This window comes from Rhizobium sp. CB2179, assembly GCF_057653455.1.
Window position 1 is genome coordinate 178,997 of the sequence record NZ_JBYGKR010000005.1, and the last position, 25,308, is coordinate 204,304.

Below are 25,308 nucleotides of genomic sequence, written 5' to 3' on the forward strand. Positions count from 1 at the left end.
GGGAATCCAATGTCAAAATCCGCCAATTTCACCTCAGACGAACTGTCGGCATACGACGTCCATGGCATCGCGCCGGTTCCAGTGTCGCACCGAACGTCGTCACCACTCGACCAATTCTGGATCTGGGCCGGCGCGAACGTCGCTCCGATCAACTGGGTTCTGGGAGCGCTCGGAATCCAGATGGGGCTTAGCCTCTGGGATACGTTTCTCGTCATTGCGATCGGCAATCTCGTGGGGGCAGCGCTTTTCGCCACATTCTGCCTCATGGGATACCGAACCGGCGTTCCGCAGATGGTTCTCACTCGCCTCGCCTTCGGTCGCCGCGGCGCCTACCTGCCGACTTTCGTGCAGCTTCTCATGGCGATGGGCTGGGTGGCGACGAACACCTGGATCGTACTCGATCTTTCGGTCGCTGCGCTCGATCGCATGGGAATTGGTGGTGGGATGGAGGTGAAATATGCGATCGCCCTCGTCATCATGGTGGTCCAGATCGGGATAGCCGCCTGGGGCTTCAATGCGATCAAGTATTTCGAGCGCTACACGATGCCGGCGATCCTGCTGATCATGGTCGCGATGACATTCATGGCGTCTTTTACGGTTGATATCCAATGGTCCACCTCAACAGTCACGGGTATCGCGCGGTGGTCCGCGATGAGCCAGCTGATGACGGCAATCGGTATTGGCTGGGGCATATCCTGGCTGGTCTATGCGTCTGACTACACGCGGTTTTCAAAACCAGGCTTGAAACCGTCCAGCGTCTTCAAGGCAACGTTCCTGGGAATGTTCGTGCCCACGGTCTGGCTCGCCACGCTCGGCGCGGCGATTGCTTCCGCCGGCGTCGGGTCCGATCCGGCCCAGCTCATCATCGCGGCGTTTGGCGTGATGGCCTTGCCGGTCCTGCTCGTGCTGGTTCACGGGCCGATCGCAACGAACATCGTCGTCATTTATTCCGCCGCGCTTTCAAGCCTTGCCATGGATATCAACAAGCCCCGCTGGGTCGTTTCGCTCGCTTGCGGCGTTGCGGGATCGATCATTCTCTACGGCTTCATGCAGTCGCAAGATTTCGCGCATGCGTTCGAAACGTTCATGGTGACGATGGTCGTCTGGATCAGCCCCTGGGCTGGCGTAACCGCTGCCGATTTCTTCGTTATGCGCCGCGGGTCGATCAATGTCGACGAATTGTACAAGCCGCACACGACGAGCCGGCTCGGTGACGTCAACTGGACCGGCGTCCTGTCATTGCTGGTCGGCGTCTTCGCTGCCTATCTCTTCCAGATGAGCGTCGTCGAAGTCCTTCAAGGCCCCCTTGCCCTTGGCCTGGGCGGAATTGATCTTTCCTGGCTGGCCGGCTTTGTCGTCGCGTTCATGGCCTACATCGTTTCTCACAAGCTCCGAAGGACCGCGGATGTCGGCGCGTCCGCACTGACGTTGCCTGTCCGTGGCGAATGAGACCGAAGGGGTCGCGGCAGCGCGACCATCTCTCCGAGAAAAGGAAATGCAATGACTATCGTTCTTCAACAGGACAGCGTCCTGAAGGCGCTTTCCGGCGGGGCTGAAACCGATTCTTTCCTCGGCAACGTGGTGGAATTGGCGATCGTCACGAGCGATCACAAACGTACCATGGACGGCCTGCTGAAGCTCGGCATTGGACCTTGGCGCGTCTACAAGTTCAGCCCCGAAAACACGGAAAACCAGACCTACAGGGGTGAAGCGGTTTCATTCGAGCTCACCGTCTGCTTTGCGCAGTCTGGCAATGTGGTCTGGGAACTGATGGAGCCGGTCTCCGGCCCGACGATCTTCGCGGACTTCCTCAAGGCGCACGGCGAAGGCATTCATCACGTGGCCTATGACTGCAACAATATCCCCTTCGAGGAACGGATTGCGGAATTCGAGCGCCGCGGTTTCAAGAAGATACAATCGGGGTCGTGGATGGGGCGTAACCACTTCGCATTCTTCGCCACCGAGGAGGATACAACCACCTGCTTCGAGACATATGCGTTCCCGGATGACTGGGACTATCCGGAACCCGACTCCTGGTATCCACCGCTGCGGGATTGAGCCCGACTTAAAAATCCTGCCCGCCCTTTGAGGGGGTGGACAGGACCGACGGCTTCAAGGATGCCGAAATGGCTTGGTTTTATCTCGCGCTGGCGGGGTTTTTCGAGTGTGGGTCGGGGATCGAACCGAAATATACGCACGGCTTCACACGGACTCGGTAAACGTCCGGTGGCTCCGTTTCATGACCATACGCCCGCGTCGGGAAAACCTAGGCCGCTAATCCACGCGACCGTCATTGAAAGCCTTGCGCAGGATCTCCACGAAATCCAGTGCTACACGCGATAGCTGGTCGTGAATGGGGTAAAGAATGGCGATCTGGTATGTGATCGTCGGCTCGAAAGGGCGCAGTTCGACCTTGTCGGTAAAGGCCGCGCTGATCACAGGGTCGATAAGCCCGACGCCGTGACCGGAAGCGACGAATTCGCAAGCGCTCGTGAGGAATTCCGTCTCAACAACGACATTCCAGGCGGCATTCATCTTTGAAAAAGCAGCGGCGATACTGAGGTAGAGGGGATCGCCCTTGAAAAGAGTCACGAAGGGAATTCCGTCGAGCTCTCGTGGCGTGAGCGTGTCGAAGCGACACAGCGGATGTCCCTTCGGAAGCATGCATACGCAATCGAACGAGAACACCTCCATATGCGAGATAGGATAATTCGTCGGAAGTTCGGAGATCGCGATGTCGAATGTATTCGTAGAGATTAGTTCCTTGACCGCCTGGGATGGCCGCGTGATGATCTTGAGTTGCAGGTCGGGCCTGTCCGCCGCGAACGATGACATGAGCCGTGGCAGCAAGCTTATCGAAACATTGGGATAGGCAACGATGCTGAGGGAACCGCGCCGGCCGGACCTGATCTCCCGCGCGGCCTGCGCAGTTCCTTCGATCGCGTCGAGGGCCTTGCTTGCTTCAATGTAAAATAGCTGGGCTTCGGGGGTCGGATGCAGCCGCGAACCACGTCTGACGAAAAGCGTCAGGCCAATCGAATGTTCAAGTGCGGCAATCGTGGTGCTGACGGCAGGCTGCGACATTCTAAGCATTTCCGCGGCGCGGGTCATGGTGCCGTGGAGCATGAGCGCGCGAAAGCATTCGAGTTGTCGTAATCTCATGCCTTCTGGTAATTTCTTCTTCGGCCAACCACAATCGTTTTTCTGCTGTCGCGGATTGATACCTTCAATCGGCATCGGCAGACCTGGTCGTCGGCGCTTCAGGTGCGGCTCGATGCATCATCGCGATCTTGCACGGCTATCTGTTCGGGAAAATATTCCGTGAAATCGAGCATGGAGGCTCAGGCGAATGAGCAGTATCAAGGTTCGGCCGCCTCTTCTGGCGATTTTTGTCATTGGCGTCGTGGGTGTCGGATTCGCGATCGGTCTAACCATCAGGCCGGGCGCGTGGTACGAGTCGCTCGAGAAGCCGTTCTTCACCCCTCCAAACTGGGTGTTCGGTCCAGTGTGGACAGTCGTATATTTGCTGATCGCGATAGCGGGCTGGCGCGTAGCGTTGAGCGAAGGTTTCAGCTCGTCGGCGTTCCGTCTTTGGGGATTGCAGATGGTGTTGAATTGGGCGTGGACCCCGATCTTCTTTGGTGCCCACTCTATCTCGCTGGGGCTGATAACGATCCTGAGCTTGTCGGCGGTTGCTATGTTTTTTATGGCCAAGGCTCGTGACGGGTGGGCGTTCTGGTGTTTCGCACCGTATATTGTCTGGCTGTGTTATGCTTCCGCATTGAACGCGGCAATCCTGGCGCTCAACTGAGATGGATTATTTCCGAGGTGCTCCTCAGGCAAACCGCAAACTATCCTTCGCGATCGCCTGGAGGACGAAGTGCTTCCCCATTTTGCCGAACGGAAGGCGATCGCAAGGCGGATGGATATATTGCGGCCACCGCCGTAGCGAACGGCCTTGCCGTCGCAACTCGCGACACAAGCCCTTTGAGGTCGCTGGTTGAAAGTGATTAGCCCCTGGCTCCCATAAACATCCTGTGATTTTAGGTGCCGTGGGTTCGACTCCCATCAAGCCCGGCTATGCTCAGCGACTGATTGCATAGTTATTCATTCGGTATCTTCGAATTCCGGAGGACGGGATCTGCATTGCTTCACAGATGGTTGGTCTGGGCGGCAAGGCAGATAGCTTCACGAGATTCCTGATGGTTTCAGATAATTCTCACAGAAACCGGCGACCGGTGGACAACCTGTGTCCGGGATCAAGACGCTGTCACCAGGCATGATGACGGTGAGGAAAACCGACACCATAAGGCTTTGCCAGAAGACATTACCGCATCAAACGGCCCAACGAGCTTGCGCATCACATTCCATTCAAACGAGGAAGGCGTGAATTTTCAGGTGGTTCACCAAGTTCCGAACCAATTAGTCGCTTCGGGCGCGACCACTGCTCACGTGATACTTCGCTAAGAACAAGACCATGACCTGGCCGATCGGGAGCATAGGCGAATCCATCGCGAATTAGGATCGGCTGCTCCACAAGGTGATCAAAATTCTGGAACGAGTATTCGAGCCACTCGACTTCCGGGAGTGCGACGGCCATGTGGACGCCTACTTCCAGGAACGTATTTCCCAAGCAAACCGGAATGCCAAGCTCGGCAGCCAGCCATCCGATGCGCATGACGTCCGTGACCTGGCCATGAACATTGAGCAGATCGGTTGCGAAGTTCTCCATGAGAAGACGCTTTCCACTGGCATCCAGATACTCTCCGCTGTTGATCTGCGTCCAGTTCACGGCGTGACGGAGCGTACGCAAGCCCTCGAAGTCATGGCGAAGAATTGGATCCTCTACCCACAGCAGGTCATGGCCCGCATCGCGGATCGCCGTCAATTTGACGAGCGCCTCCTTGGAATTCCAGGCTTCATTCGGGTCGATCATAATCTGCGACCCGGCGGGGACGACCTCTTTGAGCAGGTCGAGCCGGCGCATGTCCCGCCGGAAGTCGGGATGACCGACCTTGATCTTGAATGCCTGGTAGCCGAGGGCGGCGGCGTGCGAGAACAGCGCGCGGAATGCCTCGTCGCTGAGATGAAAGTCTAGACCGCTGGCATAGGCGCGGACCCGGTCACGGCGGCTTCCGAGCAGCTTATGCAAAGGCAATCCCACTTCCTTGGCCGCCAGGTCCCACAATGCGACCTGAAGAGCTTCGTGAAACGGCAGCGAGAAAGCCCGCTGATTGCCGCCTCGCGGGCGGTTGACGCGATGGACCAGCCCGATCGCTTCTTGCCCCGCGATCGCGGGCCATGCTTCATGCTTGAACACGGCTTCGATCTCTGCTTGATCCGGCAGGGGATGAAAGAGCGTTTGAATAAAGCCGAGCCCAACCTTTCCGGTTTCGCCGATAAGTTCGAGAGCGGCCACGTTGACGTCATCTGCACGGACCTGACTGTCGCCGATTACCCTGTCGCGGGCGAATTGAAATCGGGTTATACGAAATCCGGATAGGGGCATGGAGCGTGCTCTCTGATCGCTTTATATTGATAACTGATCTATCAGAGGTATTATCGGACGGATGAAGAAATCGCAAGCGCGCAAAGCGAAGGCAACTGTACCGGAGGTCGCTGCCCCCCGGCTCAGCGATCTCGCCTATGATCGCATCCTCGAAAGCCTGTTTGAACGAAGGGTCCCTGTTGGCGCATTTATCTCCCAAAGCGAACTGTCCGAGATTGTCAGCGTGCCAGTTGCGCCGCTTCGCGATGCGTTGCGCATGCTGGAAGCCGAAGGCATTCTGACAATCCATCCTCGTTCCGGCATCCAGTTCGTGAGGCCCGGCCTTGAGCTGACGCGCTCGACGTACCAATTCCGCGCGATCATTGAACGCTCAGCGATTCGCGTGTTCGCCGAGGAAGCCGGAGAGGACTTGATGAACAGCCTGGAAGTCCGGCATTCCAGGCTTTTGCGAAAGCTCGAGAAGGATGGTCTAACGCCTGACCATATTGCGGAAATGGACCTCATCGAGCTCGATCTTCACGGTCAAATCATCGCCGCCTTGCGCAATCCACTCATCGATACCGCATACCGGCGCATGCACAACTATCTGCGTTTGCTGCGATTGGAGCGCAAGGTGACGCCCCCCATGCTTATTCGAACGCTGAAGGAGCATCTGGAAATCCTTGAAGCATGCTCTTCGAGAAACGCCGACACGGCCGAGAAGGCGCTTCAAGCCCATTTCCAGGCGGCGATAAATCGCAATCTCGGCTTGGCTTGATCCCAGGCTATCTAGGTCAACTCCGGTGTTGCCGTACCTTCAAAAGGCTGCTATCTCCATCTGATCGATCAGATCGCCATTCTGATATCTGGGAGGATGAAGAGATGCAGATCACCAAACGCGAATTCCTTGTTGCGACAGCAGCGCTAGCGCTTGCCAGTGGTGTCCGCTCCGCAAGTGCTGCCACAGCGATCAATTATTGGCATCACTTCGCCAGCCAGTCGGAAATGGCCGGCCTGGTGAAAATCATCGAGCTGTTTGGGAAATCCCATCCAGGCATCACGGTCACACAAGAGAGCATTCCGAATTCGGAATATATGGCCAAGGTTTCATCGGCTGTCGTGGCCGGCGGGCGGCCCGACACCGGAATGGTCATTGCGGAACGCTTTGCCGATCTGACGGCGATGGGCGCGCTGACCGATATCACCGAGCGGGTAAAAGGATGGAAGGGAAAAGCCAATCTGCCGGACAACCGGTGGGCTGGCATGTCTCAGGACGGCGCGATATACGCGGTTCCGGCCTATGCTTTCGTCGACTGGATGTACTACCGGAAAGACTATTTCGAAGAAGCGGGCCTTTCGGGCCCACCAAGGACTTTTGATGAGTTTGTCACCGCTTGCCGGAAGCTCACCGATCCGGCAAAGGGACGCTACGCTTTCGGAATGCGCGGGGGCGCGGGGGCGTTCAAATACGTCATCGACGTCATGGAGGCCTTTGGCTCGCCAATTGTAAAGGACGGTCAGGCGGCCATCGATAAGGCTGCCGCGGTGGAGGCGATCACCTTCTACTCAAGTCTGTTCTTGAAAGAGAAAGTCGTTCCTCCAAGTGTGCCGAACGACAGCTATCGGCAGATCATGGAAGGTTTCCGAACTGGCCAGACAGCCATGGTCTGGCACCATACCGGATCGCTGATCGAAATCTCGGCCGCCTTGAAGCCGGGAGAGCAGTTCGCCACCGCTCCAATGCCCGCGGGACCGAAGGCACATATCGCGCGTGTTGCCTACGCCGGCAACGGCATCATGAAGGACGACAATATCGACGCTGCCTGGGACTGGATCAGCTTCTGGGGAGAAAAAGACGCTGCGATAGCCTTGTTGGAAGCGACGGGTTATTTCCCGGCATCAACGGCAGCGCTTGAGGATGAGCGCATCAAGACCAATCCAATCTACCAAGCCGCTTCGCAGACGCTCGACTTCGGTCGTCTGCCGAACAGTTTCGTCGGCGCTGCGGGCTGGTCCGAAAATGTCGTCAATCCCACGTTCCAATCCGTTCTGACGGGTCAACTCACCCCTGAGCAGGCCGTCGACCGAATGATCGAGGGTCTGGAGACCGCGCTCCGGTAGTGAAGCCGACGCGACGAGAAGTCGTCGCGTCCCAGAGGACGGCAAGTCGCCGTGAAAAAATGAAGCCAGCCTTGCACCGTGGTCCACTTACGCTTCTCGGCGACCTGTCCGAAACACGCTACTGGGTCTACTTTCTGCTGTTTCCGAGCCTGATCCTGCTTTTGCTGGTGGTCGCCTATCCGACCCTTTATGGCTTCGTCATCAGTGTACGTGAAATGCGTCTCACCCGACCAGCTCTCAACGGCTGGGTCGGGGCAAAGCACTACGTCGCGATGATGTCGGATCGGGTGTTTTGGATATCATTGAAGAACACGGCGATCTGGGTGGCCGCAGCCATCGCAATCGAGGTGACACTTGGCTTCATCGCCGCAGTCGCGCTGAACCGCAATGTTCCAGGCACGAAGCTATTTGGTGTGTTGATCCTGCTTCCCTACTTTTTGCCGAACGTTGTCGCAGGGCATATGTGGGCGCTTTTGCTCGACCCTCGTCTGGGTGTCATCAACGATCTGCTGGTGCGCAGCGGCGTGTTGAGCACCTACAAGGCATGGTTCGCCGATCCGGCCACAGCCCTGGCCGCGACTATCCTTGTTGAGGCATGGCATGGGTTTCCATTCTTCGCACTGCTGTTTCTGGCCGGTCTCAAAGGCATTCCCGAAGATCTTTACAAAGCCGCTGCTGTCGACGGCGCAGGGCCGGTTCGGCAGTTCAAACTGATCACCGTGCCGATGCTGAGAACGGTGATCACCGCGGCCGTTATCCTGCGCGTGATCAGCCTGGTGAACTCACCCGATTTGCTGCTTGTTCTGACAGGTGGGGGGCCAGGAAACGCCACGCAGGTGCTGTCGCTCTATGCCTTCCAAACCGCCTATCGCGAATTCAATTTCGGATATGCCGGGGCACTCTCGGTCGTCATGTTCGTCATCCTCATGGTGTTCGCAACCCTCTACATCAAGTTCACGCGGGTCTCCAAGGAATGACGATTTTCAAAACCCGTCGCGGTCGCCGCCTCATGGCCGATATCCTGACCTATGCCGTGCTCTTGATGATGACGACTTTCTGCCTCGGACCCATCGTCTGGATGTTTTTGACGTCCCTGAAGAACGAAGCCGACATCGTGACCTCCCAGATGCAGTACATTCCCCGCACGATTACGTTGCAGAACTACCGCGCAATCTGGACGCAATCGAATTTTCCGGTGCTGATCACAAACAGCCTGGTGGTGACGACGATCACGGTGGCGATCTGCGTCCTGACTGGAACGCTTGCAGCCTACGCATTCTCGCGGCTATCGTTCAGGGGCCGCGACAGACTAATGCTCAGCTACCTCCTGGTGCGGATGTTCCCGGCCGTCATGGTGATCATTCCGCTCTTTGTTATGATGCGGACCGTTGGCCTCGTCGACAGCCGCTTCGGCTTGGCCCTTGCCTATACCAGCTTCCTGCTGCCGCTGTTCGTCTGGATGCTTAAAGGCTTCTTTGACGCGGCCCCGAAAGAGCTGGAAAGCGCCGCCCGTATCGATGGGTCCACCAGATTGGGCGCCATGGTGCGCATCGTCTTGCCGCTCGCGCGCAACGGTCTCGTTGCAAGCTCGGTGTTCATCGCAATCGCCGCCTGGAACGAGTTCATTTTCGCGCTGATGCTGACGACCGGACAGGGATCGAGGACCTGGCCGGTCGGTCTGCAACTGATGGTCGGCGAGTTTCAACTGCCCTGGGGCGTTCTTGCTGCGGGTGGCATGCTCAGTATTCTGCCAGTCGTCATTCTGTTTGCGTTCGTCCAGCGCGCGATGGTCCAGGGCCTCACCGCAGGCGCGGTCAAGGGTTAGGAGACGATCATGTCGAGCTTGTCCATCAGGGATGTTCAAAAGTCTTATGGCGCATTCAAGGTGCTGCACGGAGTAGACGTCGACCTCGAGGATGGTGGCTTTCTCGTGCTCCTTGGACCGTCAGGATGCGGCAAGTCGACCTTGCTCAATATCATTGCGGGATTGGATGAGCCGTCGTCTGGTGATATCGCGATCGGCGATCGATCCGTGACGGCCCTCCCACCGAAGGATCGAAACATCGCCATGGTATTCCAGTCCTACGCGCTCTATCCGACCATGTCGGTTGAGCGGAACATTGGCTTTGGCCTCGAGATGCGTGGTGTTCCGGAGCAGCAGCGCAGGGCGGAGGTGCAAAAGGCGGCCGAACTGCTGCAGATCGGCCACCTTCTCGATCGGCTTCCAGCCAACCTCTCCGGCGGGCAGAGGCAGCGCGTTGCCATGGGGCGGGCGATTGTTCGCAGTCCGGATCTGTTTCTCTTCGACGAGCCGCTCTCAAACCTTGACGCGAAGCTGCGCGTCGAGATGAGGACCGAGATAAAAAGGCTGCACGAACGCCTCGGCACGACTATCGTCTACGTGACCCACGATCAGATCGAGGCGATGACGCTGGCGACCAAAGTCGCGGTGATGAAGGGCGGCTATGTCCAGCAGCTTGCCGATCCCAGGACCATCTACGAACGACCTGCAAACATGTTCGTCGCCGGCTTTATCGGATCTCCCGCGATGAACTTCATCAGGGGCGAATTGATCTCGGACGACGGCGGCTCCCGGTTTGAGAGCGGTGGCGTGATCGTGCCTGTCAGTATACCAGATAGCGCAGCCAGACGCCGGGATTGTGTCCTTGGGGTAAGACCGGAAGAGCTTAAGGTCGTCGAGAGGGATAATGCCGCGATCCACGGAGTGATAGACGTCGTGGAACCAACGGGTCCAGACACAATGGTCACCGCTGTGGTTGGCGACCACGCGATCGTGGCCAGAGCTGAAGCGCGCTTCCAGGGACGCAGAAGCGATCAGGTTCGTTTTAGCGTCGATGCGCAGAGCATCAACCTGTTCGATGCTGAAACTCAGGATCGAATAGAAACGGGGGTTAACCCACAGCACTTGTGAATTATCGGACCGCGAGTCCGGTCTCTGTCGAGAGCAAGATGACATTGGATAAAGCCACCTCGACATTGCCCACCATCCCTCTTGCGAATGTCTTTCGCCGCGCCCAATCCCTCGCGGATTGACGAAGGTACAGCGCGAAAACGCCGCAGACAGGCCAGGAAAGCGGACGTCGTCGATGTCGTTTCGCGACCATCTCCACGCCTTGCCATCGTTTCCGACGATGCAATCAGGCTTGATGGAGAAATCAGGCTGCTCCGGGATCAACTGGCGGGGAAGCTTCGGCTGCAAAACGCACAACTGAAGAGCATGCTGGATCGGTTCGAACGCTGAACGCCGCATTATCCACTCTCCGGGTTTCGGCCTGAAGAACATATAGTCTTTAAGGCGTCGCCGAAAACGCGGCTTAGGGCTGACTAGCGACCGAAACAGTAACCTGCGCTCGCGCTCGGATTTCCGCTGATCAAAAGAACTGGCGCCGGTTCGTATCTCGCGATGACGTTTGAATCCACGCAGGCGCCGGCATTATAATCGGGCTCAAAATCGACGAGCATAATGTGTCCATCAATTTGCGTTGCTTCATCGATGGCGAGGAACAATGCGGCCTTTGCGACTTGCGGCTCACCAAGCGATGACGCTTAGTCGTGGATGTTTGTGTTTCGTTGCCTGCCTAAGACCTGCGCTGGTGCGGACCGGCAAAAGCAGGGCAACCGGGATGTTTGGAGTTCGCCCCATGACGGATCAGACCTATACGCTTAAGCAATTGGCACAGGGGCATCGACCGATCCGGATCGGCTTTTTCCTGGTGCCGGACTTCCCTCTGATGACCTTTGCAGCGGCGCTCGACTCGTTGCGGCAGGGCAATCGTCTGGCCAAGCGAAAGGCCTTTGAGTGGCTCATCCTGTCGGCGGATGGCGGCCATGTGAAGTCCAGCAGCGGACTAGGCTTCGATGCAGATGCGGCAATCGGCAGGGCGCCGCGCTGCGATATCGTCATCCTCTGCGCAGGCATCAATTATGCCGATGCCTATGATGCCAATGTCTTTGCATGGTTGAGGCGCATCCATTCGGAGGGGTGCGTGCTTGGAGCAGTCAGCACTGCGGTCTTCTTCCTGGCAAAGGCGCGATTATTGGAAGGGCGACGATGTGCCGTTCATTGGGAGTCGCTTGCAAGCTTTCGCAGCGAGTTTCCGAACTGTCTCGCCACCGACGACATTTTCGCGATCGACGGACGTTTTCTGACCTCGTCGGGCGGAACGGTTACATTGGACATGATGCTTTACCTCATCTCTGCAGTGGAGGGTCGGGAGTTGGCAGCACTCATCTCGGACCAGTTCAACCACGCGCGGATACGGCGCCAGGATGACGTTCAGAGGATGTCGCCCGAAGATCGTTTCGGCATCCGGAACGCCAAGCTCGCCTTCGTTGTTCGTCGGATGGAAGCCAGCCTCGGCGATCCGGTCGAAATTTCCGATCTCGCCAGTAGCGTGGCGCTTTCGCTTCGACAGCTCGAGCGGCTGTTTCACGCCAACCTCGGCAAGAGTCCTACCAATTTCTACATAGAGCTTCGCATGACACGCGCGAAAGAACTGCTGGTCTACACGGAATTGGCGATCGGTGAGATCGCCGAAATCTGCGGTTATCAGTCGGCTTCGCATTTCGGCCGTTCATACCGCACGCGGTTTCGCGAGAGCCCTGCCGCGACTCGAAAGGCGGAGAAACGGCGAGAGGAGCCAATGTCATGAACAATGTCGATTCGCGCAGAGAAGATGTCGGATCACCGCATGTCACAGAGGTCCATCCCGTCTTAACGTAAATCAAGACGGATGGGTGACGGACAAAAAGTCCGCTGCGACCGAGCCTGGGGCGAGTGTCTTGCCGGCCGGTCCGACCAACAAAAATTCGGAACAGTTAAAGCGCTAACCAGGAGATGACAACCGTGGACAAGTCTGAGCATTCCTATATCCCGACTCTGGTCGAACAGATGTCGAGCGGCTCGATCGGCCGCCGAGAATTTCTGCGAAAAGCGACGCTTCTTGGTATTTCGGCCGCAGCCGCATATTCTCTGGCCGGCGTTCCGGTGCCAGGCGGCGCCCGGGCCGACGATATGCCGAAGGGCGGAAACCTGCGCATCGGCATGCGTTGCATGGAAATCAAGGATCCGCATCTGGCCGATTTCGCCGAAAAATCGAACGTCATCCGCCAAGTCTGCGAGTATCTGACCCTCACCGATCGCCACAACATTACCCATCCTTATCTGCTGGAAAAGTGGGAAGTCAGCGACGACCTGAAGACGTGGACGCTCCATCTCCGCACGGACGTCAAGTGGCGCAAGGGCAGGCCATTGACCGCAGACGACGTGATCTGGAACCTGAAGCGCGTCTGCGATCCAGCAATCGGTTCGTCGATGCTCGGGCTCTTCACCGGTTATCTCGTGCAGGAATACGAAACCGGCGAAAAGGACGAGAAAGGCAATCCCAAGAAGTCGAGCAAGCTCTGGGCCGACAACGCCATCGAGAAAGTCAACGACCACACCGTCCGTCTCAACTGCTCCTCGCCGCAGATTGCCGTGCCCGAGCACCTCTATCACTACCCGATGTTCATCATCGATCCCGAAGAAAATGGCGCTTTCGGTCCTGACGCGAACGGCACGGGTCCCTTCGTTATCACCGAATACGTCGTCGGCAAGGGCGCCAAGTACAAAGCCCGCACCGACTATTGGGGCACCGGGCCTTATCTCGATACGTTCGAATATGTCGACCTCGGCGACAATCCGGGGGCCGGTATCGCGGCCATAGCTTCCAAGCAGGTCGATGGCCTGTCGGAAGCCGACGCGGTCCAGATCAATGCGATGAAGAATTTCCCGCATGTGGCGGTCCACCAGGTCGAGACGACCCAGACGGTCGTTGCCCGCATGCACCCCGATATCGAGCAGTTCAAGGACAAGCGCGTGCGCCAGGCGATGCGCTATTCGATCGACCGCGACAAGGTCATTCAGACGGCACTCCTCGGCGCCGGCATTCCCGCCGAAGACCATCACGTCGCGCCCTCGCATCCCGAATACGCGGCACTGCCGAAATATCCGCGCGACATCGAAAAAGCGAAGAAGCTTCTGGCAGATGCCGGCTATCCGGATGGTTTCGAATTCGACATGGTCACACGTCCCGATCCGATCTGGGAACTGAACACGGCGCAGGTCCTTGCCGAGCAGTTCAAGGACATCGGCGTAAAGATCAACATCAAGTCCCTGCCCAGCGCCCAATACTGGGAAGTCTGGACAACGGCGCCATTCAGCCTGACTGCCTGGGGTCACCGGCCGCTGGCGATCATGACATTGTCGCTTGCCTATCGTTCGAATGCCGCCTGGAACGAGTCCAATTATTCCAACGCGGATTTCGACAAGCTGCTGACCGAAGCCGAGGGCATCCTCGATCCGAAGCAACGCAGCAAGGTCATGGCGAAGATCGAGGCGATCATGCAGGATGACGGGCCCATCGTTCAGCCCTTCTGGCGCGTCTTCTCGACCGTCATGGACAAGAAGGTCAAGGGCTTCGAGCTCCATCCTTCTCAATACATCTTCGCGCATCAATACGCGATCTCGGCGTAACCTCCCGGCTGGCGCCTGGCCGCGTTCGCGCGGTCGGGTGCTGGGCTCGGACATTCGGATTCCTCCGGCTATGGCGAATTTCTTCCTCAAGCGCTTGGCGATGATGGTCGTGACGATGCTCTGTGCTTCGTTTCTCGTCTTCGCCGTTTGCGAGTTCACTCCCGGCAGCGTGGCGCGCAAATCGCTCGGTCCTTTCGCTACCCAGCAGCAGGTGGACCTGCTGTCCCAGAAACTGAAGGCCAATGATCCGCTGCTGGTACGCTACGGCCGCTGGCTCGGTGTGCTCGTCGGCGCAATTCCCGATCCGCTTCAGGATCCGACCACCGGGTTAAACTTCAAGGATCCGCGCGGCGCCCAGTACTTCGGCAACTTCGGCTACTCCACCCTGAATAAGCTGCCCGTCAACGATGTCATCTGGGATCGTCTCGGCAATACCTCGATCCTCGCCGGGCTGGCGTTCTTGCTGATCGTCCCGCTGTCGATCATTTTCGGCATCCTGTCGGGGTTGAAAGAAGGTGGGGTGCTGGACCGGACGCTATCGGTCATCTGTATCACCTTCACGTCTATTCCGGAGTTCGCGTCAGGCGTCTTCCTGGTGACGCTTTTCGTGATCCTCTGGCCGATCCTGCCAGGCACCAGTCCGCTCAACAGCGATGGCGGCTGGGCTGTGCCGTATCAGTTCGTCCTGCCCGTCGCGGTGCTCGTCATCTATGACTTCGGCTATGTGGCCCGCATGATCCGGGTCTCGATGATCGGCGTCATGGAGCGGCCCTATATCCGCACCGCAATCCTCAAGGGCATGAGCACGCGCCGCATGGTTCTCGGCCACGCGTTGCGGAATGCGATGATCGCGCCGTTCACCGTGTTGCTGCTGCAAATTAACTTTCTGATCAGCGGCGTCGTCGTCACCGAGCTCGTCTTTGCCTATCCGGGCTTCGGCCGCCTGATCCTCGATGCAAGTCTGTTCGGCGATATCGCAACGCTCGAGGCCGCTACATTGATCACCGTCGCCATCGCCGTTGTCACGCAGCTGCTTGGCGACCTTGGCTACATGCTGCTCGATCCACGCATCCGGGTGAGGTAAATCATGGCTGTTCGAGGCAATATCAGTGGAGTGATCGCCGCACCGCCAAAGCGTGCTGCAAGGCCCAACTGGATGCGCATCCTTCATTCGCGCACGGCCGTCGTCGGGTTGTGCCTTGTTCTCTTCTGGGTGCTTGCAGCCCTTCTTGCGCCCGTCCTGCCGCTACCGTCGCCGACTGATTCCGATGTCATGGCGATGAGCAACCCCTATCCTTCCGCTGCCCACTGGCTGGGAACCGATATTCTCGGTCGTGATATGCTGTCACGGTTGATCTTCGGCGCCCGCACAGTGCTCTCCGTTGCGCCGCTGTCGGTGGCGGTTGCCATGATCGTCGGCATCACGATGGGGATGATTGCAGGCTATTATGGGGGCTGGGTCGACGTGTTGATCAGCCGCTTCTCGGACATCATACTGGCATTTCCGGTTCTCGTTATCTACGTCATCCTGATCGCCAATATCGGACCGTCGGTCCTGAACATCGTCATTGCGACGATGATCGCCTCGGCGCCGGGTATCGGTCGCATAACGCGCGGCCTAGTGCTGGGTCTGAAGCAGCAGGAATATGTCGCGGCAGCAAAGCTGCGTGCGGAAAGCACGCTCTACATCATGATCGTCGAACTGCTGCCGAACTGCCGCAGCCTCCTGATCGTCGATGCCTGTCTGCGCATCGGCTACACGATCATCACCATCGGCATCCTCGGTTTCCTCGGCCTCGGTTTGCCGCCACCGAACCCGGACTGGGGTGGCATGGTCAAGGAAAGTGTCACTGTACTGAACGTCTGGCCACACATGTCGCTTATCCCGTCTGCCGCGCTCGTCAGTCTGGTCCTCGGCTTCAACCTGCTCGCCGACGGCATGCGGGAGGCATGGAAACCATGAACATCATCGCGTCCAGTCTTCAAGGAGCGGCCATGTCCATCACGCCAATGATCGATCGCGAACCCCTTCTCGACATTCGAAACCTGCGCATCGAGTTTCGCGGCAAGAGCGAAACGGTGGTTGCGATCCCCGATCTCTCGTTCAAGGTTATGCCCGGCGAAAGCTACGGTCTCGTGGGTGAATCGGGCTGCGGCAAGAGCACGACGGCTATGGCGATCATGGGTTATCTCGGCGCGACCGGCGTTGTTGCCGGCGGCAGCATCCGCTTCAACGGCAAGCAACTGGTCGATGCCGCCCCCAAGGAACTGCGTTCCATCCGCGGGCGGCAGATTGCGATGGTCTACCAGGATCCGATGAGTGCGCTCAATCCGGTGAAGACGATCGGTGCGCAGCTTGCCGAAGTCCCCCTGCTTCACATGGGCGCCAGCAAGAAAGACGCGATGGCCATGGCGGAAGCGATGCTTGCCGACGTCCGCTTGCCGGACCCTGGTGACATGATGAAGCGATATCCGCATCAGCTCTCCGGTGGCCAGCAACAGCGCGTGGTCATCGCCATGGCATTGCTTGCTGAGCCATCCCTTCTGCTGCTCGACGAACCAACGACCGGCCTCGATGTGACTGTCGAGGCTGCGGTCATCGATCTGATCGAAGAATTGCGCCAACGCTATTCGACCAGCCTGCTGTTCATCTCGCACAATCTCGGTTTGATCGCGGAAAGCTGCGATCGTCTCGGCATCATGTATTCCGGCGAGATGGTAGAAGAGGGAACGACATCAGAAGTATTCCGCCGGCCGAAACATCCGTATACGCGCGGCCTTATCGATTGCATTCCCGACATTACCGGCGATAAGCGCAGCCGCACGCTCGCTGCCATCCCGGGTTCGATCCCGCTGCCGCAGGAACGGCCGCAGGGCTGTCTGTTCGGGCCGCGCTGTTCGAGTTTTGTCTCCGGCCTCTGCGACCGTCCGGACCTTGCTCTGGAGCCGGCGGCGGAAGAGCATCTGGTGCGCTGCGTCCGCTGGCCCGAAATTTCGGCAGGAGAAGCGACGGTTGCTCCGGTCGAGACACAGATGATTGCAAGATCGACGGCGATAACATTGTCTGATGTGAACCGTCTCTACCCCGTCGGCCGCCGGAAGACCGTCAAGGCAAACGAAGCGGTCAGTTTCGAAGCGGCAACAGCCGAGATCGTGGCGCTGGTCGGCGAGTCCGGCTGCGGAAAATCCACGCTGGCGCGCATCGTGACGGGTCTCGACAAGGCGACGTCGGGCGAAATCCGCATGGCTGGCGAGAATATCGCCGAACTGCAGGCCAGCGAACGTCCACGCGCGCTGTTGCAACAGATCCAGATGATCTTTCAAAATCCGGATAGTACGCTCAATCCCTCGCATTCGGCCGCTTTTTCCATTCGTCGTTCGATCAAGAAATTCGGTATCCGCAAGGGAAAGGCGGAGATCGAACAGCGCGTCCGCGAGCTCCTGGAAATGGTGCGTCTATCTCCAGCCGTCGCGGACAGAAAGCCGAACCAGCTGTCCGGCGGTCAGAAGCAGCGTATCGCCATCGCACGCGCGTTTGCGGCGGAACCTTCGCTCATCGTCGCTGACGAACCTGTCTCGGCACTCGACGTTTCGGTGCAGGCCGCGGTCGTGACGCTTCTTCTCGATATTCAACGGGAAAAGCATGCCACGATGCTGTTCATCAGCCACGACCTGGCGCTGGTTCGTCACGTAGCAGACAAGGTTGTGGTCATGTATCTCGGCAAGATCATGGAGCAGGGGACCGTCGAGGAAGTCTTCAGTGAGGGTGCGCATCCCTATACCGAAGCACTTCTCTCAGCGATCCGCAGCCCGCACCCGGATGAAGCGCCGCGCGAGCGTATTCGCCTGTCCGGCGAAACACCGAGCGCGGTCAACGTACCCGCCGGCTGCCGTTTTGCGACGCGGTGCCATCGCAAGCTCGGCAGCATCTGCGACACCGCTCCGCCCCCACTGCGCAAGATGTCCGATACGCACGAGATTCTCTGCCACATCGATCAGGCAGATCTGGCCGCCCGGCCTTCCGTCCTTGCTTTCGCCGAAAAGGCATAATGATGCGCGATCCCGATCGGATTGGTGAATTCTGGCGGAAAGCCGCAGGGCTTCGTGCAATCCTGCATGTCATGGCGAGCATCTGCATCGTCGCGACTGGCAATTCTCTTCTGACGACCACGGTTTCCCTGCACCTCAGTGACCCCGCAATCGATCCCCACATCGTCCAGTTGTTGCTGACGGCGTTTCCCGTAGGCTTCCTTGCCGGCTGCCTCTCAGCTCGTGTCATGGTCGTCCGCTTGGGACACGAGCGGGCTTTCCTGGCCGTCGCATTGCTCGCTGCTTTCGGCGCCTGCGGCTACATGCTGACGCAAGCCGCTCCGGTCTGGTTCTGCCTGCGTCTGATAAACGGTTTTTCCATCGCAACGCTGTTCGTCGTGTCCGAAAGCTGGATCAATCTCTACGCTGACCAGAAGAACCGCGGAGCTTATTTCTCGCTCTATATGCTGATGACGTCGCTGGCGACCCTGTTTGCGCAATTGCTTGTCGAAGCGGCCGGAGCGGACTCTCCCCATCTCTTTCAGATCGTGCTCGGCGTCATCCTTCTTGGACTGATCTACGCCCGCTTTATCGGTGGACTCTGGCCCACCTTGCGCCTGCCGCTGGCAGTAGCGGTCGAGGCCGGCAACGCCCACTCCGGGCATCGCTATGGCATCTGGCGGCTCGTCGCTCTCGCACCGGTGGCTGTCGTCTGCGTCTTTCAAGCGGGCATGACGAATATGAATGTCTATACGATGACGCCGATCTATGCGGAGCGGGTGCACCTCGACGCGGCGGTGGCGGTGACACTGGTAACCGCTTTCAGCCTGGGCGGCATGCTCGCTCAGGCCCCGGTCGGATGGTTGTCGGATCGTATGGACCGGCGCGTTCTACTTCTCGTTCAGGGATTGGCGGGAGCAGGACTGTGCGCAGCAATCGCCTGGCCCGGAAGCTATCCGCAGATGCTTCTCTACGGTCTGTTTTTCGCCTATGGCGCAATTGCGCTGACGATCTATCCGGTCGGTATCGCTTACGCTAACTCACAGCTCGATAGCCGCCATATGGTCTCGGCATCGGGTAGCCTGCTGCTCCTTTATTCGATCGGCAACATCATGACACCTGGGCTCGCCGCCCAGCTGATGGAGCTGTTTGCACCGCAGGCACTCTTCCTTCTGCTCGGGAGCGGCGCGTTCCTGGTTGCTGTCGCTGCCTGCTTCAATCTCTTTCGCCGTCCGATCGGCGCCACCAAACCTTGCCTTGTTTCGGGAGGAAGCGAATGACGCCCGCCAAGCCTTATGACCTCGTGATCCGTCGTGGCCGTGTGGTACTGCCGGATGCGACCAGACAGATCGATATCGGCGTTCGCGACGGCGCGATTGCGGCGCTCGGGCCGGATCTGCCCGAGGGGAAACATGAAGTCGTGGCTGAGGGGCGCATCGTGCTGCCCGGCGGCGTCGATAGCCATTGCCACATGGATCAGCAGCCCTGGGAAGGGAAGGCGACAGCGGACGATTTCAACACCGGCACGCTGTCGGCGATGTGCGGCGGCACGACAACTGTCGTGCCTTTCGCCATGCAGATGCGTGGCCAGTCGCTACGCGACATCGTCGAGGATTATCACGAGCGCGCCCGTTCGAAAGCGCGTATCGACTATGGTTTTCACCTGATCGTCGGCGATCCATCAGCCGAAGTGTTGCGCGACGAGATCCCTCAGCTGATTGCCGAGGGCTGCACTTCGATCAAGATCTACCTGACCTATGACGGGCTGAAGCTCGACGATTATGAGGTGTTGAATGTGCTCGACCTTGCGCGTGCTCAAGGCGCGATGGTCATGGTTCACGCGGAAAACGATGCCTGCATTCGCTGGTTGACCGAAAAGTTCATCGCCTCGCGCAAGACTGAGCTGCGCTATCACGAAAAGGCGCATTCGGCGATCGGCGACCGTGAAGCGACCTTCCGGGCGATCAGCCTTTCGGAGCTGATCGAGACGCCGATTCTCGTCAGCCATGTCGCTGCGGGCGGCGCCGTCGAAGAAATCCGCCGCGCCAAGGCGCGGGGGCTTCCGATCTACGCCGAAACCTGCCCCCAATATCTTTTCCTTTCGGCCGAGGATATCGACACCCATGATCTCTCAGGCTCCAAATGCGTCTGCACGCCGCCGCCACGCGACAAGTCGAACCAGCCTGCAATCTGGGCCGGTATCCTGGACGGCACGCTGGAGGTTTTTTCTTCGGACCATTCGCCGTGGCACTATGCGGATAAGATAGCGGGCGGGCCGGGGACACCGTTCCACCGTATTCCTAACGGTATTCCCGGTATCGAGACACGGCTCGCCTTGCTCTTTTCTGCTGGCGTGAACGGCGGCCTGATCTCGCTGCAGAAATTCGCTGACCTGACCGCCGGCGCCCCGGCGCGGCTGTTCGGTCTTCATCCGCGCAAGGGCAGGATTGCCGTAGGCGCAGACGCCGATATCGCGATTTGGGATCCGGATCGCAGCATGACGATCACCAATTCGCTCCTGCATCACGCGACTGACTACACGCCTTATGAAGGACAGGTCGTCAAGGGCTGGCCCATCATGACGATCTCGCGGGGCGATATCGTCTGGGACGACGGAAGAATCATGGCCGAGCCCGGGCGCGGCCAGTTCATTGCCCGACAGCGACCTTTCCCACCGCAGCAAGGTCTTTCGAAGGTCCTCGCATCATGACCGCATCGATGTCACGTCTTGACGGCAAGGTGGTCTTTCTGACGGGCGCTGCGAGCGGTATCGGCGCGGCACTTGCGCGCCGCTGCATCGATGAAAGCGCTTCGGTGATCTGTGCGGATCAATCGCCGGAGGGCGTCTTGGCGCTCGCGCAATCCCTTGGCCCCCGTGCTTTCGGCATCCAGTGCGATGTGACCGACAATATTTCGGTCGGTCGCGCGGTAGGGACCGGTACCAGACATTTCGGTCGACTCGACGGTCTTGTGCACAATGCCGCGGCACCTTCGATGGACGGCACGGTCATCGATCTTGCTGAAAAGCAATGGCGACTGGAAATTGATGTCATCCTGACGGGTGCCTTTCTAGTCGGCAAGCACGCGCTTCCGGCGATGATCGAAGGCGGCGGCGGATCCGTCGTCTTCATCGCATCGCAGTTCGCGCATGTGGCGACCGGCAAGGCCGTCGCCTATTGCGCGGCAAAGGCCGGGCTCGTGCATCTCGCCAGGGCCATGGCGGTCGATCACGCCGGCGATGGTATCCGCGTCAACAGCCTGTCGCCTGGTGCCGTGGCGACGCCGAGATTGCTGCAGCGGTGGCCGGACCTCGAGGCGGCCAATGCCGGGCTCGGGCCTGCGCATTTGCTCGGCCGTATCGCCAAGCCTGATGAAATCGCTGCCGCCGCCGCCTTCCTCTTGTCGTCGGATGCATCGTTCGTCACCGGAACTGACCTCCTGGCCGACGGCGGCTACGTTACCCGCTGATACCTGCGTTGAAGATCTTTTGGATGGATTTGAAATGACCCTTCTTGTCACCGGGGGAACCGGCTTCGTCATGAGCGTCCTTGCGCGGGAATGGCTCGAACGCGATGCCAAGGCGCGTGTCGTCATTCTCGATCGCGCCGGCCTTGATGCGATGGCGGAGCGCTATTTTGCGCCGGTCCGCGATCGACTGACCGTGATCACGGCCGACATTTGCGAGCCCGCCCAATGGGAAGCGACACTCGACGACCACGATATCCGCTACGTGGTCCACGGCGCCACCGTCACCCCCATCTCGCGCGGCAGTGCCGCCGAGGCAAAGCGCCAACCCGAAGCCGAAGATCCCGCCAGGATCGTCGATATCAATTTCATGGGCACCGTGCACATTCTCGAATGGCTGAGAAAGCGTCCGGGCTTTCAACGCCTCGTCTTCGTCAGTTCGGGCTCGGTCTACCGTCATCACGGGCCGGACTGGACGGGCGAACCGCTTCCCGAAGACGGCTATGTTGCACCGCTGACACTCTATGGCATCTCCAAATTTGCAGCGGAGATGGTGGTCAACCGCTACGCTGATCTTTTCGGCCTGTCGGCGGCCTCCGTCCGGCTTGCATCGGTTTATGGGCCGATGGATCGGGTCACCGGCAGCCGTAATTTCCGGCATGTTCCGAACCGCGTCGCCCATATGGCGCTTGCAGGGGAGACCGTGCGGCCGAATAGCCTGGAACCTGTTGGCGACTATGTCACTTCGACGGATGTGGCCGGCGCAATCATCGCGCTGCTTCTCGCAGAGCGCCTGCGTTATCGGCACTACAATATCGGAAGTGGCGGGACTTCGACCATCGGCGACATCATCGGCTGGGCAAAGGAGCGCGCGCCTTCCCTGCAGGTCGAAGTGAGCCCTGCGGAAACCGCCAACGTCATCCAGGACCTTTCACTGAAGGACGGCATGTGGGGAGCCTACGACATCGCCCGGATCGCGCGAGACACGGGCTGGCAGCCACGCAGCGCCAGGCAGTCGTTCCACGACTACATGGATTGGATCGTCGAGAACGAAAATCAGAGCGAGGGAAAGTGATGAGCGCTGGTGCAAAAGATCAATTGCGCGATTTTGTCGGCTATGGCCCGAACCCCCCGGTCATCTCCTGGCCAGGCGGGGTCAAGCTGGCGATCAACCTCGTGCTGAACTACGAGGAGGGCGCGGAGTATTCCTGGCTCGAGGACGGACGAAACGATAATTGGGGCGAGTACAATATTCCCAACAGCCCGCCGCTGCGCGACCTCGGCACCGAGACCCATTTCGAATACGGCAGTCGCGCAGGCGTCTGGCGCCTGGCTCGCATGTTCGACCGTTACGATATTCCGGTAACGATCTCGGCCTGCGCCGTTGCGCTGGAGAAGAACCCGGCTGTCGTCGATTGGATGAGTGCCCGCGGCCACGATCTGCTCGGCCACGGGCTGCGCTGGAGCGAATATTCCGGCATGCCGCGCGATGAGGAGGAGCGGCAGCTTCACGAAGCACTGGCCCTTTATGAGAAATTGACCGGCACAAGGCCGATGGGTTGGAATTGCCGATCCTTTCCAAGCGTCAACACCCGTGACCTGATCGTCAGGGAAGGCGGCTTCCTCTATTACTCGGACCCCTGCAACGACGATCTTCCGTATTTCCTCGATCACGAGGGTACGAAGCTTCTCGTCGTGCCCTATTCGAAGACGCTGAACGACAGCCGCTATCTGATCGCGCCCGGCTACAGCAATCCGCGCGATTTTGCCGAGGATTGCCGATCGGCGATCGACTACATGATCGGCGAAGCCGACGAGACAGGCGGGCGTATGCTGACGATCGGCGTGCATGCCCGCTGGATGGGCCAGCCTAATCGCGCCTCGGGTCTGCGTGACGTGATCGAGCACGTCAAGAAAACGCCAGGTGCGGCCTTCATGCGGCGCCAAGATATTGCCCGTTACTGGATCGATCATCATGGCTGACGGCACGCATGCACTGCCGAATGACCATTTGCCCGCCGAGGCGAAAACGATGAGCGGCGCCGAATATGTTGCAGGGGTCCTGAAGGAGGAAGGCGTCAAGCAGATCATTGGCTTTCCAGCAAGCGAGCTTTTCGATGCCTCAGCGGCGCTTGACATTCCGCCGCTCATTGCGCGGACGCAGCGTGTCGCCGTCAATATCGCAGAGGGCTATGCCCGGGCGACGGCCGGCAGGGAGCTTGCCGTTGTCACTGTGCAATATGGCCCGGGAGCCGAAAGTGCATTTGCCGGCATTGCCCAGGCTTTCAACGACCGCGTACCGATGCTGTTCTTGCCGACCGGCTACCCGCGCGGATCAGAAGCCATCGCCCCGAATTTCGAATCCCGCCGCAACTTTCGGCACATTACCAAATGGTGCGAGGCGGCAACGCAGGTCGATGATCTGCCCAAGCTCATGCATGCGGCGATATCGCGTGTCAGGAATGGGTCGCCGGCGCCGGTCCTGCTCGAATTGCCTGTCGATCTGCTGGCTGAAAGGCTTGATGCTCTGCCGGCGGATCATCGCCGACCGCGCCGCAGCGTACCGCAGGCCGGTGATCGTGAGGTGGTCGATCTGGCCAAGAGCCTGCTGGCCGCCAAAAATCCCGTTATTCTCGCGGGGCAGGGAGTGCTGTCAGCCTCGGCGACGCCGGAACTGATCGAGCTTGCCGAACTCTTGAACATTCCCGTCATGACGACGCCGAACGGCAAGAGCGCTTTTCCCGAAGACCATCCGCTTGCTCTCGGAACAGCCGGGCGTGCCCGACCCGCGACCGTCGACCATTTTCTAGCAAAGGCCGACGTGGTGTTCGCGCTCGGCAGCAGCCTGACGCGCTCCTACTACATCCTGCCGATCCCCGAAGATAAAACCATCCTTCATGTCACGCTCGACGATGCGGATCTCGGCAAGGACTATGCGATCGCCCAGGGTGTGGTCGCAGATGCCGCCTCGGTCCTGAAACAGATGATCGCACTGATCCGTCGCGATCACCTGCCTCTCGGCGAACGTCAGCAGCCGGCGGCGGAAATCGCTGCCGTTCGCGCGGCTTTCATGGAAAAATGGATGCCGCTCCTGACGTCGGACAGCACGCCGATCTCACCTTACCGTGTCGTCTGGGAGATCATGCAGGCGATCGATCCGAAGACCTCGATCGTCACACACGACGCCGGCAATCCGCGCGACCAGTTCTGCCCATTTTATGTGGCAAGCACACCCGGCGGCTACATCGGTTGGGGAAAGACCACCCAACTCGGAAGCGGCCTAGGCTTTGCGATGGGGGCCAGGCTTGCTCGCCCCGATGCGACCGTCGTCAATCTGATGGGAGAGTCCGCGTTCGGAATGGTCGGCATCGACTTCGAAACTGCGGTCCGCTGCAATCTGCCTGTCTTGACCATCGTGCTGCGCAACAACGTGCTCGGCGGCTACGCGAAAAGCATGCCGATCGCCACCACGAAATACGGCGCGAATCGGGTAACAGGCAGTTACGCACCGATCGCGGAAGCTCTCGGTGGTTACGCGGAATGCGTCGTGGATCCGGAAATGCTGCGCCCCGCGTTGCTGCGTGCCCTCGACAAGGTCAAGGCCGGGCAGGCGGCGCTTATCGAGGTCGTCACGCACGAAGAGCCGCGGCTCGCGGGTCTATGGTAGGGG

General features: G+C 59.1%; 21 protein-coding genes and 2 pseudogenes. 21 read left to right on the plus strand and 2 right to left on the minus strand.

What is annotated here, in order from left to right; genetic code table 11:
- The first annotated feature begins 9 nt into the window (after window positions 1-9).
- Window positions 10-1,449 carry a purine-cytosine permease family protein gene (locus AC244Q_RS34475; protein WP_003555083.1) on the plus strand — a complete coding sequence of 480 codons (1,440 nt, stop codon included), beginning with the start codon at window positions 10-12 and terminating at the stop codon, window positions 1,447-1,449.
- 51 nt (window positions 1,450-1,500) lie between these two features.
- Entirely contained in the window at window positions 1,501-2,058 is a 558-nt protein-coding gene (locus AC244Q_RS34480; protein WP_128407786.1) for a VOC family protein, read from the plus strand.
- Window positions 2,059-2,274: 216 nt separating this feature from the next.
- On the opposite strand, the gene AC244Q_RS34485 is transcribed toward AC244Q_RS34480, so the two are convergent.
- On the minus strand, window positions 2,275-3,237 hold the full coding sequence (locus AC244Q_RS34485) for a LysR substrate-binding domain-containing protein (RefSeq protein ID WP_245460665.1): 963 nt from the start codon (window positions 3,235-3,237) through the stop codon (window positions 2,275-2,277).
- Between the two features lie 112 nt (window positions 3,238-3,349).
- Between AC244Q_RS34485 and AC244Q_RS34490 the strand changes: the two genes are divergently transcribed.
- Together AC244Q_RS34490 and AC244Q_RS34495 are read left to right on the plus strand one after the other, a co-directional pair.
- Entirely contained in the window at window positions 3,350-3,811 is a 462-nt protein-coding gene (locus AC244Q_RS34490) for a TspO/MBR family protein (RefSeq protein ID WP_012760403.1), read from the plus strand.
- Window positions 3,812-3,835: 24 nt separating this feature from the next.
- Window positions 3,836-4,030, plus strand: a pseudogene (locus AC244Q_RS34495) (PIN domain-containing protein); the annotation flags it as partial.
- 330 nt (window positions 4,031-4,360) lie between these two features.
- Here the strand turns inward: AC244Q_RS34495 and AC244Q_RS34500 are convergent.
- Window positions 4,361-5,509: a mandelate racemase/muconate lactonizing enzyme family protein gene (locus AC244Q_RS34500; RefSeq protein ID WP_012760402.1), complete on the minus strand. Its 1,149-nt coding sequence runs from the start codon at window positions 5,507-5,509 to the stop codon at window positions 4,361-4,363.
- Window positions 5,510-5,570: 61 nt separating this feature from the next.
- Between AC244Q_RS34500 and AC244Q_RS34505 the strand changes: the two genes are divergently transcribed.
- From AC244Q_RS34505 to AC244Q_RS34585, 17 genes and pseudogenes are all read left to right on the plus strand, one after another.
- Complete coding sequence (locus AC244Q_RS34505) at window positions 5,571-6,266, plus strand: GntR family transcriptional regulator (RefSeq protein WP_017997329.1); 696 nt, start codon at window positions 5,571-5,573, stop codon at window positions 6,264-6,266.
- 104 nt (window positions 6,267-6,370) lie between these two features.
- Window positions 6,371-7,609 (plus strand): ABC transporter substrate-binding protein, encoded by a 1,239-nt coding sequence (locus tag AC244Q_RS34510; protein ID WP_012760400.1) that lies wholly within the window; start codon window positions 6,371-6,373, stop codon window positions 7,607-7,609.
- A 59-nt stretch (window positions 7,610-7,668) separates the two neighbouring features.
- A complete protein-coding gene (locus tag AC244Q_RS34515; protein WP_017997327.1) occupies window positions 7,669-8,586 on the plus strand; it encodes a carbohydrate ABC transporter permease in 918 nt (305 codons plus the stop codon).
- Window positions 8,583-9,434, plus strand: coding sequence for a carbohydrate ABC transporter permease (locus AC244Q_RS34520; RefSeq protein WP_017997326.1), 852 nt, complete (start codon window positions 8,583-8,585; stop codon window positions 9,432-9,434). Before AC244Q_RS34515 ends, AC244Q_RS34520 begins: the two co-directional genes overlap by 4 nt.
- Window positions 9,435-9,443: 9 nt before the next feature.
- Window positions 9,444-10,541, plus strand: a complete 1,098-nt coding sequence (locus AC244Q_RS34525; RefSeq protein WP_012760397.1) for an ABC transporter ATP-binding protein — start codon at window positions 9,444-9,446, stop codon at window positions 10,539-10,541.
- A gap of 96 nt (window positions 10,542-10,637) precedes the next feature.
- Window positions 10,638-10,871: pseudogene (locus tag AC244Q_RS34530) on the plus strand (hypothetical protein); the annotation flags it as partial.
- Between the two features lie 400 nt (window positions 10,872-11,271).
- Entirely contained in the window at window positions 11,272-12,282 is a 1,011-nt protein-coding gene (locus AC244Q_RS34535) for a GlxA family transcriptional regulator (RefSeq protein WP_012760395.1), read from the plus strand.
- Between the two features lie 185 nt (window positions 12,283-12,467).
- Window positions 12,468-14,144: an ABC transporter substrate-binding protein gene (locus AC244Q_RS34540; RefSeq protein WP_245459858.1), complete on the plus strand. Its 1,677-nt coding sequence runs from the start codon at window positions 12,468-12,470 to the stop codon at window positions 14,142-14,144.
- A gap of 70 nt (window positions 14,145-14,214) precedes the next feature.
- Window positions 14,215-15,228 carry an ABC transporter permease gene (locus AC244Q_RS34545; protein WP_012760393.1) on the plus strand — a complete coding sequence of 338 codons (1,014 nt, stop codon included), beginning with the start codon at window positions 14,215-14,217 and terminating at the stop codon, window positions 15,226-15,228.
- A gap of 3 nt (window positions 15,229-15,231) precedes the next feature.
- The gene (locus tag AC244Q_RS34550; protein WP_012760392.1) at window positions 15,232-16,107 is read left to right on the plus strand and encodes an ABC transporter permease; all 876 of its coding nucleotides are present in this window, start codon (window positions 15,232-15,234) and stop codon (window positions 16,105-16,107) included.
- A complete protein-coding gene (locus AC244Q_RS34555; RefSeq protein WP_128407788.1) occupies window positions 16,104-18,194 on the plus strand; it encodes a dipeptide ABC transporter ATP-binding protein in 2,091 nt (696 codons plus the stop codon). Before AC244Q_RS34550 ends, AC244Q_RS34555 begins: the two co-directional genes overlap by 4 nt.
- Window positions 18,194-19,453 carry an MFS transporter gene (locus AC244Q_RS34560; protein ID WP_128450272.1) on the plus strand — a complete coding sequence of 420 codons (1,260 nt, stop codon included), beginning with the start codon at window positions 18,194-18,196 and terminating at the stop codon, window positions 19,451-19,453. Before AC244Q_RS34555 ends, AC244Q_RS34560 begins: the two co-directional genes overlap by 1 nt.
- On the plus strand, window positions 19,450-20,883 hold the full coding sequence (gene hydA, locus AC244Q_RS34565; protein WP_012760389.1) for a dihydropyrimidinase: 1,434 nt from the start codon (window positions 19,450-19,452) through the stop codon (window positions 20,881-20,883). The genes AC244Q_RS34560 and hydA overlap by 4 nt, the downstream gene beginning before the upstream one ends.
- Window positions 20,880-21,641 (plus strand): SDR family NAD(P)-dependent oxidoreductase, encoded by a 762-nt coding sequence (locus AC244Q_RS34570; RefSeq protein ID WP_128407791.1) that lies wholly within the window; start codon window positions 20,880-20,882, stop codon window positions 21,639-21,641. The genes hydA and AC244Q_RS34570 overlap by 4 nt, the downstream gene beginning before the upstream one ends.
- A 34-nt stretch (window positions 21,642-21,675) precedes the next feature.
- Entirely contained in the window at window positions 21,676-22,713 is a 1,038-nt protein-coding gene (locus AC244Q_RS34575) for an NAD-dependent epimerase/dehydratase family protein (RefSeq protein ID WP_128407790.1), read from the plus strand.
- Window positions 22,713-23,621, plus strand: coding sequence for an allantoinase PuuE (locus AC244Q_RS34580; RefSeq protein WP_012760386.1), 909 nt, complete (start codon window positions 22,713-22,715; stop codon window positions 23,619-23,621). Before AC244Q_RS34575 ends, AC244Q_RS34580 begins: the two co-directional genes overlap by 1 nt.
- The gene (locus AC244Q_RS34585) at window positions 23,614-25,305 is read left to right on the plus strand and encodes a thiamine pyrophosphate-requiring protein (protein ID WP_012760385.1); all 1,692 of its coding nucleotides are present in this window, start codon (window positions 23,614-23,616) and stop codon (window positions 25,303-25,305) included. Before AC244Q_RS34580 ends, AC244Q_RS34585 begins: the two co-directional genes overlap by 8 nt.
- The last annotated feature ends 3 nt before the right edge of the window (window positions 25,306-25,308 follow it).